The organism is Staphylococcus sp. EG-SA-2, from assembly GCF_017152085.1.
Map to the genome: position 1 here is coordinate 1 of NZ_JACYHC010001092.1, position 720 is coordinate 720.

Sequence of the window (720 nt, forward strand, 5' to 3'; positions counted from 1 at the left end):
TCTTCGTTATCAGATTGATCGGACGCGCAACCTGTAAGAATTAATGCAGATGCTAAAAATGTACTTAGTAGTAATCTCTTTTTCATAATGTAATATAACTCCTTAGTTTATCTTTAATTGAAAAAATATGTATTCATGTTTAATAGAGTAACATTGAATTAGTTTGGAATGTCACGATGACCTTGCAATGACCATAGACGCAAATGATTACGTGCATGAGTTGCTTTTTCTATCAATAATGCGTCGTTTTGAACAATGTTAAGGATAGCATTATCTATAAATAACTGCATAATTGGTTGTATCAATTTAGATGTAGGTATCGTACGTAAAAGCATAATGATTTCGTTCACATACTTTTCCTTCTCAATATCATTTTCATATTGATTTGTTTGCGAGAGGTACATACTTTAAGCATTATCGCACATCTCGTTGTATATATTAAGTTTATCATAACATGATTTTATGTCGGGATAAAAAAATAACAGCATCTTAACAAATGTAAGATACTGTCAGTGAAACTGTGAAAACTTTAGTTTCTGATAATATAGTCAAAGGCATTTAATGCTGCATTTGCACCAGCGCCCATTGAAATGATAATTTGTTTGTTCTTCTGATCTGTGACATCGCCAGCAGCAAATATTCCAGGTACGTTAGTATTATTGTTACGATCAATAACAATTTCACCACGTTCGTTTAATTCAACAGCATCTTTTAACCATG

The 720-nt window shown here is 31.8% G+C and carries 1 protein-coding gene and 2 pseudogenes; all 3 read right to left on the reverse strand.

From position 1 onward, the window contains the following. A pseudogene (locus IDG60_RS22930) lies at positions 1-86 on the reverse strand (NDxxF motif lipoprotein); the annotation flags it as partial. A gap of 72 nt (positions 87-158) precedes the next feature. Then, positions 159-394: pseudogene (locus IDG60_RS18255) on the reverse strand (hypothetical protein); the annotation flags it as partial. A gap of 135 nt (positions 395-529) precedes the next feature. Further along, a partial coding sequence (locus tag IDG60_RS18260; RefSeq protein WP_206161035.1) for an FAD-dependent oxidoreductase occupies positions 530-720 on the reverse strand: 191 nt, incomplete at its 5' end.